11 protein-coding genes are annotated in these 13,872 nt (G+C 52.7%); 5 read left to right on the top strand and 6 right to left on the bottom strand.

The window, feature by feature from the left end:
• The first annotated feature begins 320 nt into the window (after nt 1-320).
• Entirely contained in the window at nt 321-2,510 is a 2,190-nt protein-coding gene (gene fhuE, locus AAER43_RS08515) for a ferric-rhodotorulic acid/ferric-coprogen receptor FhuE (protein WP_023337093.1), read from the top strand.
• Nucleotides 2,511-2,608: 98 nt separating this feature from the next.
• Here the strand turns inward: fhuE and ptsG are convergent, their stop codons facing one another.
• The 6 genes from ptsG to pabC form a co-directional block, all read right to left on the bottom strand.
• Nucleotides 2,609-4,042, bottom strand: a complete 1,434-nt coding sequence (gene ptsG, locus AAER43_RS08510; protein ID WP_014883391.1) for a PTS glucose transporter subunit IIBC — start codon at nt 4,040-4,042, stop codon at nt 2,609-2,611.
• A gap of 298 nt (nt 4,043-4,340) precedes the next feature.
• Entirely contained in the window at nt 4,341-5,135 is a 795-nt protein-coding gene (locus AAER43_RS08505) for a metal-dependent hydrolase (RefSeq protein ID WP_023332705.1), read from the bottom strand.
• Nucleotides 5,136-5,145: 10 nt separating this feature from the next.
• Nucleotides 5,146-6,150, bottom strand: a complete 1,005-nt coding sequence (holB, locus tag AAER43_RS08500; RefSeq protein WP_014883389.1) for a DNA polymerase III subunit delta' — start codon at nt 6,148-6,150, stop codon at nt 5,146-5,148.
• A complete protein-coding gene (tmk, locus tag AAER43_RS08495; protein ID WP_014883388.1) occupies nt 6,147-6,788 on the bottom strand; it encodes a dTMP kinase in 642 nt (213 codons plus the stop codon). The genes holB and tmk overlap by 4 nt, the downstream gene beginning before the upstream one ends.
• Nucleotides 6,778-7,800: a cell division protein YceG gene (yceG, locus tag AAER43_RS08490; protein ID WP_023332704.1), complete on the bottom strand. Its 1,023-nt coding sequence runs from the start codon at nt 7,798-7,800 to the stop codon at nt 6,778-6,780. The genes tmk and yceG overlap by 11 nt, the downstream gene beginning before the upstream one ends.
• Nucleotide 7,801: 1 nt before the next feature.
• A complete protein-coding gene (gene pabC / locus AAER43_RS08485) occupies nt 7,802-8,611 on the bottom strand; it encodes an aminodeoxychorismate lyase (RefSeq protein ID WP_014883386.1) in 810 nt (269 codons plus the stop codon).
• A gap of 392 nt (nt 8,612-9,003) precedes the next feature.
• Here pabC and AAER43_RS08480 point away from each other — a divergent pair, with 392 nt between their 5' ends.
• From AAER43_RS08480 to AAER43_RS08465, 4 genes are all read left to right on the top strand, one after another.
• Nucleotides 9,004-9,543 (top strand): fimbrial protein, encoded by a 540-nt coding sequence (locus tag AAER43_RS08480; protein WP_014883385.1) that lies wholly within the window; start codon nt 9,004-9,006, stop codon nt 9,541-9,543.
• A gap of 78 nt (nt 9,544-9,621) precedes the next feature.
• Nucleotides 9,622-10,293, top strand: a complete 672-nt coding sequence (locus AAER43_RS08475) for a molecular chaperone (protein ID WP_014883384.1) — start codon at nt 9,622-9,624, stop codon at nt 10,291-10,293.
• 38 nt (nt 10,294-10,331) lie between these two features.
• Entirely contained in the window at nt 10,332-12,875 is a 2,544-nt protein-coding gene (locus AAER43_RS08470; protein WP_057057650.1) for a fimbria/pilus outer membrane usher protein, read from the top strand.
• On the top strand, nt 12,866-13,867 hold the full coding sequence (locus tag AAER43_RS08465) for a fimbrial protein (protein ID WP_100246805.1): 1,002 nt from the start codon (nt 12,866-12,868) through the stop codon (nt 13,865-13,867). The genes AAER43_RS08470 and AAER43_RS08465 overlap by 10 nt, the downstream gene beginning before the upstream one ends.
• The last annotated feature ends 5 nt before the right edge of the window (nt 13,868-13,872 follow it).

Genomic DNA, 13,872 nt, shown 5'->3' with positions numbered 1-13,872 from the left:
GGTGCGTCCGCTGATAACACACTCTCGGGAAGACTGTGTGACACAATCCAAGAGTATGAGCGAGTTTCTCCTGTCCTTTCAACCTTCTCCCCCGAATTCTTTCCTGAATCTTCATCAGCTGAATGAAGAGTGACCGCTCAGGCGTATTCACTGGCTGAAACATTATTTCAGTTCCGCTCGACACATCTGTTTACAGCATTAATGGCAATGCGTATATTTCGCATTTGCATTTTCATGCGCATTTTTAACATAGAAAACGACGTCAGACCGCGATCGCGGGACTGATGCTACCAACCTTCACCGTTCTTAAGGGTTTGATCATGTCTTTCAATCATCATACCAGGGATGGGCAACGTCAGCCTGTCGCAACGCCTTCGTTGCTGGCAGCCTGTATTGCTATGGCATTGATGCCAGCCGTGAGTTTTGCCGCCTCCACAGACGAAGATACCGTTGTGGTTGATGGCGGTTTCGATAACGCGCCAGCCTTGTCCGACGGGCAGGATCGGGACTACAGCGTCAAGACCACCACCACCGGGACCAAACTGCTCCTCGTGCCTCGCGATATTCCGCAGTCCGTCAGCGTCATCAGCCAGCAGCGCATGGCGGATCAAAACCTGCAGTCTATCGGTCAGGTGTTAACCAATACCACTGGCGTGACGGCGCAGGTTCAGGACAGCGACCGTACCGTATTTTACTCACGCGGATTCTTCGTGAGTAACTATGCGTACGATGACCTGCCGACCTCCATCAGCGAAGTGTGGAACTTCGGCGATACTGCCGCCGATACCGCGATTTATGACCGTATCGAAGTGGTACGCGGCGCAACCGGCCTGATGTCCGGGACGGGAAACCCGGCGGCCTATGTCAATATGGTGCGCAAACATGCAGACAGCAATGAATTCAAAGGTAATGTCAGTGCCAGCTACGGCAGCTGGGATAAACAGCGCTACGTGCTGGATCTGCAGGCGCCGCTGGTGGAGTCCGGCAAGATACGCGGCCGCCTGATTACGGGCTATCAGGATAACGACAGCTTTGTTGATAACTACCACTACCGTAAAAAATTCCTCTACGGCGTGGTGGATGCAGATGTGACCGACAGCACGACCCTTTCTGTCGGCTATGAATACCAGGAAAGCAACACCGAGGATCCGACCTGGGGCGGATTGCCAACCTGGAACAGCGACGGGAGTAAAACCCATTACGATCATAGCCAGACCGTAGCGCCAAAGTGGGCATATTCGGATAAAGATAACACCCGCATTTTCGCCAACCTGACTCAGCGCTTTGACAACGGCTGGGAAGCCCACATCAACGGCATGCATGCTGATACGAATTTCGACAGCAAACTGATGTATATGTCCGGCTATCCCGATCAAGCGACCGGTGCAGGCATGGTGGGCTATGGTGGCTGGAACAAAGGCGAGCGCAAACAGGATGCGGTTGATGCCTTCCTGCGGGGCGGATTCGATCTCTTTGGCCGTCAGCACGAAATGATGTTTGGCGGCAGCTTAAGCCGCCAGCGCAACCATTATGACAATAGGATGCCGGATGCGTTATACGGCATGGTCGACGTGGGTAATTTCAAAAACTGGAACGGGGATATTGCCGATCCTCAGTGGACGCCATGGAAGCTCTATAGCCAGGACGACATCCGTCAGTCATCGGCCTATACTTCCGCCCGCTTCTCGCTTGCCGATCCGCTGCACCTGATCCTCGGGGCGCGCTATACCAACTATAACATTCGCTATAACCCGGCGGGCTCTCCGGACACCCGTCTGGAAAGTACCAAAGATGACGTCACGCCTTACGCGGGCCTGGTCTACGACATTAATGAAGACTGGTCGACTTACGTCAGCTATACCTCAATCTTCCAGCCTCAGGACAAGCGTAATGCCAGTGGTCGTTACCTCGACCCAACCACGGGTAAAAGCTATGAAGCCGGTGTGAAAGCGGACTGGTTCAATACCCGCCTGACCACCTCGCTGGCAATTTTCCGCATTGAACAGGATAACGTGGCGAGCAACACTTATACCTACATGCCGAGCGGTGAATCCATTTATGAATCGCTGGACGGTGTGGTGAGTAAAGGGATTGAGTTCGAGCTTAACGGCGCGCTGACGGATAACTGGCAGCTAACGTTCGGCGCAACCCGCTACATTGCTGAAGATAAAAACGGCAACGCAGTCAGCTCCGATCAGCCGCGCACAACCATGAAGCTGTTTACCCGTTATCAACTGCCAATGCTGCCAGAACTAACCGTGGGCGGTGGCGTAAACTGGCAGAATAAGGTGTGGACGGATGTGGACGGCGGCCCGGCGGGACAATCACGTGCAGAGCAAGGCAGTTACGGGCTGGTTAACCTGTTCAGCCGTTATCAGGTCACCAAAGAGTTTGCCGTCCAGGCTAACGTCAACAACCTGTTTGACAAAGAGTATTACGATTACGTCGGCTCTTATGTGGTTTATGGCGCACCGTTGAACGTCTCGGTGAGCGCGAGCTACGACTTCTGAGTGTTTAGCCGGGTGGCGGCTGCGCCTTACCCGGCACAACAAACCGCAGCAATAAAAAAGGCAGCCATTCGGCTGCCTTAGTCTCCCCTGCTCACAGCTTAGCTGTTGCGGATGTACTCATCCATTTCGGTTTTCAGGTTATCGGATTTAGTACCGAAGATTGCCTGAACACCAGAACCTGCAACAACCACGCCCGCTGCGCCCAGTTTTTTCAGACCCGGCTGGTCTACTTTCGCAACATCGGCAACGCTCACACGCAGACGAGTGATACACGCGTCCAGGTTAGTGATGTTCTCTTTGCCACCGAACGCTGCAACCAGGGCCGGAGCCATTTCGCTGGTCACACCTGCTTTGCTGTCTTCAGTTGCATCTTCACGGCCTGGGGTTTTCAGGTCCAGTGCTTTGATCAGCACGCGGAAGATGGTGTAGTAGACAACGGCATAGCACGCACCCACGATTGGGAACAGCCACAGTTTGCTGCTGTTACCGGACAGAACGATAAAGTCGATCAGACCGTGAGAGAAGGACGTACCGTCACGCATACCCAGCAGGATACAGATTGGGAACGCCAGACCCGCCAGAATCGCGTGGATAACGTACAGAATCGGCGCAACGAACATGAAGGAGAACTCGATCGGCTCGGTGATACCGGTCAGGAACGAGGTCAGCGCTGCGGAGATCATGATACCGCCCACTTTTGCACGGTTCTCTGGTTTAGCAGAGTGCCAGATTGCAATCGCAGCAGCCGGCAGGCCGTACATTTTGAACAGGAAGCCACCAGACAGTTTGCCTGCAGTTGGATCACCTGCCATGTAACGTGGGATATCACCGTGGAATACCTGGCCCGCTGCGTTGGTGAATTCACCAATTTGCATCTGGAATGGAACGTTCCAGATGTGGTGCAGACCGAATGGCACCAGGCAACGCTCGATGAAGCCGTAGATACCAAACGCAACAACCGGGTTCTGGTAAGCAGCCCACTGAGAGAAGGTCTGGATCGCGGAACCGATTGGTGGCCAGATGAAGGACAGGATCACGCCAGTGAAAATCGCTGCCAGACCAGAGATGATCGGAACGAAACGCTTGCCCGCGAAGAAGCCCAGATACTCAGGCAGCTTGATGCGATAGAAGCGGTTAAACATATACGCTGCAATCGCACCGGAGATGATACCGCCCAGAACACCGGTGTCTGCCAGGTGTTTCGCGGCAATCTCTTCTGCCGGTAAATGCAGAACCAGAGGCGCAACCACAGCCATGGTTTTCACCATGATGCCGTAGGCAACCACTGCAGCCAGCGCAGAAACGCCGTCGTTATTGGTGAAGCCCAGCGCCACACCGATCGCGAAGATCAGAGGCATGTTAGCAAAGACGGAACCGCCTGCTTCGGCCATCACATGGGAAACTACGGCTGGCAGCCAGCTGAAGTTTGCAGAACCGACACCCAGCAGGATACCTGCGATAGGCAGTACGGATACTGGCAGCATCAGCGATTTACCGACCTTTTGCAGGTTAGCAAATGCATTCTTAAACATAATTGAGAGTGCTCCTGAGTATTTGTGCTTTTTTTTACGCTTTCACGCATTGGCCCGGGGGGAGTACCGTGCCGTGGACAGGACATCTAAGCGCCCTTTATTTATTACACAGAGTAAAATAATTCCCTCTGGGATTGTTTGACGGCTATCACGTTTCAGCTTAAGACGGACGAAAAACTTGCAGTTATTTACAAAAAGCATGTCTGGATGTGTCTAAATACATCCTCACCGCCCCAAATGAGGCGGTGAACTTTACTCGTTTTGTTTATTAATTACGAGCCTAAAAAAAACAGGTGTATCAGACAGATTGCAGGCGGGCGGGGTCGATATGGAAAAGCGCAGAGAAGTTTTCCGTCGTGACGCGGGCCAGCTCTTCGATGCTGACGCCTTTAAGCACGGCCATGTATTCCGCAACGTCTCGCGTCATGGCTGGCTGGTTCTCTTTCCCGCGATGCGGTACCGGTGCCAGATACGGAGAGTCTGTTTCTACCAGAATGCGGTCGAGCGGAACATAACGCGCAGCATCACGCAGCTGCTCTGCATTACGGAACGTCACGATCCCGGAAAACGAAATATAAAACCCTAGATCAAGCAGTTTACCCGCCGTTTCTCTGTCTTCTGTGAAACAGTGTAGTACGCCACCGCAATCCGTCACCTTTTCTTCCTGGAGGATCGCCAGCGTATCGGCGCGTGCATCACGGGTATGCACGATGACCGGTTTGTTCAGCTCGCGGCCAATGCGGATATGGTTGCGGAAGGATTCCTGCTGGCGCGGTTTCGTTTCCGGCGTGTAAAAATAGTCCAGCCCGGTTTCACCCATCGCCACGACGCCCTCTTCCGCAGCCAGTCGGCGTAACTCATCAACATCGTACGCTTCATCCTGGTTCAGCGGATGCACGCCGCAGGAGAACACCACGTTATCGCGAACGCCCACCAGCTCACGCATGGCGCGGTACCCCGGCAACGTCGTCGCCACGGCAAGACAAAATTTCACATCGCGGGCAGCGGCTTTTGCCAGCACGTCATCCACGTCATTGTGAAGGGATTGATAATCCAGGCCATCAAGATGGCAGTGTGAGTCGACTAAAAACATAATGTCTCTCTCAGAGATGGGAAACAGGCGGCGTAACGCCTGGTTGCAGGTAATGTTCAATACGCAGTAACTGGTCGGTCAGTAACAGCTCGCGATTAAGACCCGTTACGGTTAAAAGCTGTTCCCGGCTTTCGCAGATATCATGAAGGATAGCGTGCAAGGACGTTCCTGAAAGGCGGCTCGCCAGCAGGTTCACCAGTGGCCACGCGTCCGGGTTTGTCAGTAGCGTTGCCCGCTGCTGGAGCTTTAGCGCATCCAAAAGTAAGGACGCCAGCCAGTGCAAACGCTCAACGGCCCGATCGCTATTCAGTGCAGGCAGCAAGCTCAACCAGTCCTGGCTGTTGAGCGAAGCCTCGACAGCCTTACAGAGCGTTTCTCGCTGCGACCAGACGTCGGGTTGCAGTAATGCCAGCGCCGCTGCGGGCGCGCCGCTGCTCAGGCGAAGCGCAGAGAGCGCACTTTCCTGTGACGTTGTCACCTCGCGTTCTAACCAGCTCAATGACCATGATTCCTGGGGCACCGCAAGGTGATGAAGACGACAGCGGCTGCGCAACGTTGCCAGCAATCGGCCCGGATCGCGGCATGAGAGGAAGAACCATGTTTTCTCCGGCGGCTCTTCCAGCGTTTTGAGCAGCGCGTTAGCCGCCGCCTCGGTCAGTAATGCAGCGTCGTTGAGCCAGACGACTTTCGCCCCGCCCAGTCGCGCATGTTCGTACAGTTTTTCACTAACTTCACGCACGGCATCAATACCGAGCGCGCTTTTGCCCTTCTCAGGCGCCAGCGTGTAATAGTCAGGATGCGTGCCCGCCTGCATCAGCTGGCAGCCACGGCATTTCCCGCAGCTTTTGTGCCCTTCAGGCTGCTGGCACATCAGAAAACGGGTAATGGCGTAAATTAGCGCATCATCCCCCATCCCCGGCAATGCCTGAATCAGTAACGCATGATGCCCCCGACCGGCCTGATAGCTGTTGATCAGCTGTTCAAAGTGCGGGCGCAACCATGGATACCATTTCATGCCTGCTGCTCCTGTAGCCACTGCGTAACGGTCTGCTGGATGTCTTGCGTGACGTCTTCCAGCGATTGCGTCGCATCGATGGTACGAATTGAGCTGTCCTGCGCGGCCAGCTCAAGATAGCGTGCGCGGGTGCGGTTAAAGAAATCAAAGGACTCTTGTTCAATGCGATCCAGCTCGCCGCGCGCGCGGGCGCGTTTGAGGCCCACTTCCGGAGTGACATCCAGATAGAGCGTCAGGTCCGGGCGAAAATCACCCAGTACGGCATTACGCAGCGTTGCCAGCATTGTCTGGTCAATACCGCGTCCCCCGCCCTGATACGCCTGAGTGGACAGATCGTGACGGTCGCCGATCACCCACTTGCCATCGGCCAGAGCGGGTTTTATCACTGTCTCAACCAGCTGGACGCGGGCCGCATAGAACATCAGCACTTCGGCTTTGTCAGTGATAACTTCGTCGCCAACAGATTTGATATCCAGCACCAGGCTGCGCAGTTTCTCAGCCAGCTGAGTGCCGCCTGGCTCTCGGGTGAAGACCATGTCAGTGACGCCAAGCGCGTTCAGCGTTTCCACCACTACGTCGCGAGCGGTGGTTTTCCCCGCGCCTTCGAGTCCCTCAATGACGATGTATTTACTGCGCATTTTTTTCCTTAAGTGCCTTCAGATAGTCCTGAACAGAGCGATTATGACTGACAAGGTTGGTGTTAAAGGTGTGCCCCCCTTTTCCGTCAGCCACAAAATAGAGATACGGTGTTTTGGCCGGATGCGCGGCGGCTTTAAGCGACGCCTCGCTCGGCGTTGCAATCGGGCCCGGCGGCAGGCCGTTAATGACGTAGGTATTATACGCCGTTGGCGTCTCGAGATCTTTCCTCGAAATCTTTCCGCTGTAGCGCTCGCCCATGCCGTAAATAACTGTAGGGTCGGTTTGCAGACGCATGCCAATGCGAAGACGGTTGATAAATACCGACGCGACCCGATCGCGCTCGGCAGCAACGGCAGTCTCTTTCTCGATGATCGAAGCCATGGTCACGAACTGGTTTTGGTCTTTATAGGGCAGCCCTTCCATACGCCCTTCCCAGGCGGAATCGACTGCCGCGACCATCTTTTTGTGCGCCCGTTTAAGAATCGCGACATCCGTCGTGCCCGCGGTGTACATCCAGGTGTCCGGCCAGAACCAGCCTTCCACCCACTCAGGATGCTCAAATTTCAGCACCCCGGCGACCGTCTCGTAACGATCATCTTTCAGAGTGTGCTTGATATAGGGTGCATCACGCAGCTGTTTCAGGTAATCGCTCAGTCGCATTCCTTCGACAAAACGCAGCGGGAACTGCGCTTCTTTGCCACTTTCCAGCAGCTGCAGCATCTCCCTGACAGTCATGCCGGGCGTAAAACGATAGGTACCAGCCTTGAAGTGAGACAGTTCCGGCTCGATACGCAGTAACCACTGGAACACGCGCGGGCGGTTGATGATTTTATCGCTGTAAAGCTGTTCGCCCAGCGCCATCCGCCCGGTACCGGCTTTAAGGGTAAAAATCGTCTCGTCTTTAATGAGGATCTTACTGTCCGCCAGCTGGAAAACTTTCCATACACCGACGCCGGCGGCAGCGCCGAGGACAACCAACAGTAACAGAACAAGGCGTAACAGTTTCATCATGCTAATCGGACGACTCACAAATTGGGGCTAAATAGTGGTAAAGTTCGCGCGCGGGCCACTCTCGCTCTGCGTAGCGCTGTACGGGGACAACCGGCATTAGCGCGTTACAGATAAGCACTTCATCAGCCTGCGCGAGCGCCGTTAGCGGCGCATTCACTTCGACAACGCGATACGCGGTCAGTGCCAGTTGGGCGATAATAAACTGCCGCATAATGCCGTTTACGCCCGCCTGATCGAGGCGTGGGGTAAAGACATCCTGCCCACAGCGCCAGAACAGATTTGCGGCACAGCATTCCGTAAGCCACCCATCGCTGTCAAGGACAAGGGCTTCATCGGCATCCGTCTGCTCAAGATGAGAACGAATCAGCACCTGCTCAAGGCGGTTGAGGTGCTTCATTCCTGCAAGATAAGGGTTGCGACCCAAGGGGATCGGGCTGAGAGCAAGCGTTACGCCGGTTTCTTTCCAGCGTGCGTAATGCGTAGGATATTCAGAAACGCTCAGGATGCGCACCGGTTGCTGACAGCCTGCGGGGCTATAGCCGCGACCGCCAGCTCCACGCGTGATAACGACCTTTAACACGCCGTCACCCTGTTTTTGCGCCATATCCCGCATTTCCGCAGCAAGGGTTTCCCATGCATCAAACGGGATAGCCAACCTTGTGCAGGCCGTCTGCAAACGTGTCAGATGGTGGCTGAAAAGTGAAACAACGCCGCCGCTAATTCGAGCAGTGGTAAAACAACCATCCCCAAACTGAACGCTACGATCGTTCACATCTAACTTTTTTTGTAACTCACCATTAATTAGATACATTCACCCTCCATATAAATACCTGACTAGGGTGGCAGGTGAAAGAGGATATCGCAAGTCTGTTATCTTCGAATAAATGTAAAAAAGCACAGGAAGGTTGGGCGCGCCTACGCATGTATACATGAGAGAAATGCTATTCACCCATTAATGAATAAATGAAATATTATTCACGGAGAGGATTATTAAAGTTAAATTAAAAACACTCATTAGATATAGTTTATAGTTCATATTTTAGCACATAGATATAATCCCCCATGTGAATACCCAAGTGCGCAAGATAGTTTTAAAAACACAAGACAATGTTTCTTGCTGAAAACTATCGAGCATCATCACATCGTGTGCCATGAGTACTCACCTGTGTTTTATATCAATCACACTCTTCAAGGACATTATCAATGAAAGGAAAAGTAGCGGCTGTTGCCTTAATCACTACACTCGGAATGGTTTCTGCCGCGCAGGCCGATGATGGACAGGTAAATTTCACCGGTAATATCATCGAGCAAGGTTGTAAAATTGACACCACCATGACCGCGCCTCAGACCGTCAAGTTAGGTGATATCGCTAAAACTGCTCTGCCAGAGGCTGGTTCCGTTGCCGCGAATACTCGCTTTACTCTGAAACTGTCTGAGTGCCCGGCAGACCTGAAAGGCAAAGCTGTTGTTGTGAAATACACCGGCAAACCAGACGCCACTAATAATGACTATCTGGAAGTCACCGGCGCAGGCACCACTGGCGTTGCCAAAGGCGTTGCTATTCAGTTGCTGAACGGCGACGGCACCGCGTTACCGCTGGCAACCGCATCTAAAGCAGCGACCATCGATGCGACTGCTGGCACCGCTACCATGAATTTCAGCGCACAGTATATCGCAACTGCCGCTACCGTTGAGGCGGGTTCCGCTAACGGTACCGCTAACTTTACGCTGGCATACAATTAATCATCGCGCGATAAATTTCCGCCTTTGGCTATAAGCAATGCCGGGGCTTCCCGGCATTGCTATTTTGAGGTTAACCAGATGAAATTAGTGAATTCATTAATCGCCGCTGCATTTGTTTTTTCAATGGCAACAGCGCAAGCGGGTGTTATTATTGGAGGCACTCGCATTATATACCATGCAGACAAAAAAGAATCTTCCCTGGACGTCAAAAACCCAGACCCATACTCCTATTTAATTCAGTCATGGGTTGATAAAGATGAAAACGACACCAGTAAAACACCGTTTATCGTCACGCCGCCCCTGTTCCGCTTAGCTGGCAATGAAGAAAACAAACTGCGTATTATTAATACGGGCGGGAATCTGCCACAGGATCGTGAGTCACTGTTCTGGATGAACATTAAAACCATTCCGGCAACAGAAAAGTTAGACAACGTAAATACCCTACAGATTGCGATTAAGACACGTATCAAACTCATTTATCGCCCCGCATCGCTTACTGAAATGCCGGAAAAGTTTGCCAGCAAGCTTAGCTGGAAACGCAGCGATCAACAGCTTACGGTCAGTAACCCAACCCCCTATTACATGAACTTTAGCGAAGTCAAAGTCGGTGCCAGTACGGTTACGGATGCGACATACGTTGCGCCCATGTCCAGCGCGACCTTCAGCCTTCCGGCAAATGCCAAAGGCAATATTCGCTGGAAAATTATCAGTGACTTCGGCGCAGCTGGCGCGGAACACCAGACGCAGTAATCACTCATTAGATACTCGGACTCCGAAAGGATCACGGAATGATCAGAGCTAAAAAAAATAAGATCTCGCCAACCAGGCTGGCCTGCTTCATCGCATTGCAGTGTACGTTCTCGTTGTCGCACCCTGCCTGTGCCCGGGAATATTTTAACCCCGCGCTACTGGGTATTGACGGTCCAGGTAAAGACATTTCTGACCTGAGTGCCTTTGAAGAAGGTGTTGGCCAAATGCCGGGTACTTATCGCGTTGACGTGCTGGTCAATCAGACATTGACTGGCACACATGACATTGAATTTAGCATGCAAAAGGACAGTCACGGCCAGACATCATTGCAACCGTGCATAAGCGTGGAGATGCTGCGTGACTTTGGCGTCCGAACCGAGCAATTTCCGCAACTGACCGGAGAGAACCATTGCGCAAACCTGGCCGCTATTCCCAACGCTGCTACTCAGTTCGTCTTCAATAAACAGCAACTTTTATTGAGCATCCCTCAGGCGGCGATGAATAACCAGGCGCGTGGATATGTTGCTCCAGAACGCCTGGATGAAGGCATCAATGCGCTGCTGCTTAATTACAGCTTTACAGGCGGCAACACCCAGGCTCGTCACTCTGATATGACCGATTCAGACAGCTATTACCTGAACCTGCGCCCAGGGCTAAATATCGGCCCATGGCGCGTACGTAACTACAGCACCTGGTCACGCAACACCAGCGGCAACAGTACCCAGAATAACTGGGATTCGGCATATACCTACGCTCAGCGAAATATTATCGCGCTCAAAAGTCAGCTGACGCTTGGCGAAAGCAACTCCCCTTCCGATCTGTTTGACAGCGTACCTTTTCGGGGTGCGCAACTGGCCTCCGATGACGACATGCTGCCTGACAGCCTGCGCGGCTACGCACCGGTGGTTCGCGGAATTGCCCGGACCAACGCCCAGGTCATCATTAAACAAAACGGCTACACCATTTACCAAAGCTATGTTTCGCCGGGGGCATTTGAGATCACTGACATGTATCCCACGGGCAGTAGCGGCGATCTGGACGTGACGATTAAAGAAGCTGACGGCAGCGAACAGCACCAGTTGGTCCCCTTCGCCTCACTGCCGGTTCTACAGCGTGAAGGTCGTTTAAAGTACAGCCTGACCAGCGGTCAGTACCGTCCTTACGACAGCGCCGTCGATAAGACATTCTTTACTCAGGGCTCGGCGATCTACGGCCTGCCAGCAGGATTTACCGCCTACGGCGGCGGACAGCTATCGCAACATTATCAGTCGCTACTTGTGGGGATCGGTAAAAACTTTGGTGGGCTGGGAGCCGTATCCGTCGATGGCACGCAGGCCTGGTCAACCCAACAGGATCAGGAAAAAGCGATCGGCCAGTCAATGCGTGTTCGTTACAGTAAAAACATTCTCGAAACGGGGACCAATATCGCCATTTCGGGTTATCGCTACTCAACTTCAGGCTATTACACCCTTCAGGAAGTACTCGACACCTGGCGGGACAGTAACTGGCAGGACAATACCGAACGCCGGCGTAATCGTGCCGAGATATTGCTTAACCAGAATCTCTGGGAAGGCGCGGGGTCCATCTCGTTAAACGCCATCAGCGAGGATTACTGGAACAGCGACCGAACAATGCGCTCAATCGGCGCGGGTTACAGCAACAGCTGGAACGGCATCACCTGGAGCCTGAACTACAGCTTTAACCGTAACACCACTGATGCCCGCGACAGCGACACCGTTTACAGCGAGGACCAGGTGTTCTCAATGAGTATCAGCGTGCCGCTGGATCGCTGGCTCAGCAGCAGTCGCGCCACCTACAACCTCAATACCAGTAAACATGGCAGCACCAGCCATACGGTCGGGCTGAATGGCACCGCGCTGCAAGATCAGAACCTCAACTGGAGCGTGCAGGAAAGCGAGACGAACCACGATGGGGGTAACGGCGGTAGCGCCAGCCTGGACTACCAGGGTACCTATGCCAGAATGAACAGCGCCTACAGTTACGACCACGATCAGCGCGGGGTAAATTATGGTATCAGCGGCGGTGTGGTTGCGCATGCAAATGGCATTACGCTGAGTCAGGAATTAGGTGAGACCGTCGCTCTGGTTGAAGCGCCGGGAGCAAGCGGTGTTGATATCACGAACCAGACGGGCGTCAGCACCGATTTCCGCGGCTATACCGTTGTGCCGTTTATCAGCCCATACCGTGAAAACACGCTGTCGCTGAATACCGAACAACTGCCGGATGATGCCGACGTTGAGCTTTCTGCGAAAGCGGTTACGCCAACCCGAGGGGCTATTGTCCGGGCACATTTTGACACACGTGTGGGTAAACGCGTTTTGATGACGTTAACCCGTCGTGACGGGCACCCTGTTCCGTTTGGTGCAATCGTGACTGACGACAAGAACGCAAAAACCACCTCGATTGTCGGTGATGGTGGACAGGTTTATCTGGCTGGTATGTCACTTCAGGGAAGTGCAACCGTTAAATGGGGTGCAAATAAGCAGTGTCATACCCGCTGGCAATTACCAGAGAGCACATCATCAAGCGCAATTGTAGAGGTCAACGCATCATGTCGTTAAATATAATGCTTAAAAAATGGCTAACCCCTGTTATTTTTATTCCATGTGGTCTGTCAGGCATAAATTGCGCCTACGCAAATTATATTGAAGTTCAATCTTTCCATGTCATGCACCATGGATTTTCTACATTATCTATACCGAATGTCGTGGGCGGCACGACAGACTGGTATGATAATGATTCCATTTATACCGAGACTATCCCCGGCGAAGGAAAAAACTCCTATATTGATTTGTCTGTTAACGGACAATTACTTGCCGACAATGTGACCTGGGCAACAAGCAATCCAGGTATTGGCATTCAATATCAGGTCCATGTTTCATCTGTACCGGGATATTCACCGCAAGATAATCCCACAACTCCCAATTACCGCATCAATCTGCCAATTGTCGATGGTAGCGCGCGTGACGGATACTACCATGTATGGTATCGCCTGGTCAGATTAAGTGAAAAAATACCAGCAGGTACTATTATTTCTGTCCCCGACGTAACCATGAACGTACATAACCCTGATGGTGATGGTGTTGCGTTAGATTCGGGCCTGATTCTGTCCGGCGTAGTCAGTCAGCCAATTGTAACTGCCTGTACTATTAACGCACCAAAGGAAATAAAATTATCCCCACTGTATGGCGCAAGCCTGGCAAGTGGCGCATCAAACATTACCGACGTACCCAAAGTTGAGTTGAAAAACTGCCCTGGCGCGATTAATGGGATCACCTATAACTTATTCGCGGTATACGGCGCACACAATGCCAATAATGGGGTATTAAATACGGTCACTGGCGATGGTTACGCCAGCAATGTCTATATTCAGGTACAGAACGCCGATGGTTCTGCACATAAGATCAACAGTGAGATCAATCTGGGCCTTTATGACGGCTCAGGCGACTACACCCTGCCCGATTTTAAGGTCGCTTATTATATTGATGACGCTGCAACCGTTACTGCTGGCAATGTGAAATCGGCCATTGAACTTAAAGTAACCTACAACTAATACAT

Origin of the sequence: Enterobacter sp. FUJ80071, from assembly GCF_038739915.1 — a bacterium.
GTDB classification, from domain to species: domain Bacteria; phylum Pseudomonadota; class Gammaproteobacteria; order Enterobacterales; family Enterobacteriaceae; genus Enterobacter; species Enterobacter kobei.
Note: the sequence above shows the minus strand (reverse complement) of the source record. Positions and strands in the feature narration are given on the sequence as shown.